Origin of the sequence: Croceicoccus estronivorus, from assembly GCF_001625325.1 — a bacterium.
GTDB lineage: Bacteria > Pseudomonadota > Alphaproteobacteria > Sphingomonadales > Sphingomonadaceae > Caenibius > Caenibius estronivorus.
Window position 1 is genome coordinate 1 of sequence record NZ_JRQQ01000023.1, and the last position, 687, is coordinate 687.

A 687-nucleotide genomic window follows, 5' to 3' on the forward strand; every position below is an offset into this window, starting at 1 on the left:
ATTCTTTTTCTTTGATCATATCGAGTGCGACATCGACGATCATGTCTTCCTGACCGCCGACCATTTTTCTGCGTCCGAGTTCGACGAGGATCTCGCGGGTATCGATGCCGTAGTCTTCGCTGGCCTTCTCCGCATGGCGCAGGAAGCTCGAATAGACCCCGGCATACCCCAGGCTCAGCGTCTCGCGGTCCACCCGCACCGGGCGGTCCTGCAACGGACGAACCAGATCCTCCGCCGCATCCATCAGCGCCATAACGTCGCAACCGTGGTTCCAGCCCTTGCGATCCGCAGCCGCTATGAACACCTCCAGCGGCGCATTGCCCGCACCGGCACCCATCCCGGCAAGGCTCGCATCGATCCGCACCGCGCCTTCCTGCGCCGCAACGATCGAGTTCGCCACACCCAGAGACAGGTTGTGGTGCGCATGAATGCCGCGCTGCGTCTCCGGCTTCAGAACCTTGTCATAGGCCCGCAACCGCTCCCGCACCCCGTCCATGTCCAGCGCACCGCCGCTGTCCGTCACATAGACGCACTGCGCACCATAGCTTTCCATCAGCAGCGCCTGCTCCGCCAGCGCCTCGGCCCCGATCATATGACTCATCATCAGGAAGCCGGACACATCCATCCCGAGATCGCGTGCAATCCCGATATGCTGCTTCGACACGTCCGCCTCGGTGCAGTGCGTCG

Annotated in this window: 1 protein-coding gene; it reads right to left on the reverse strand. The window is 62.6% G+C overall.

Annotated features, from left to right (window positions below; all coding sequences use genetic code 11):
- On the reverse strand, nt 1–687 hold a 687-nt coding region (gene dmpG / locus MB02_RS17285), incomplete at both ends, for a 4-hydroxy-2-oxovalerate aldolase (protein WP_067540875.1).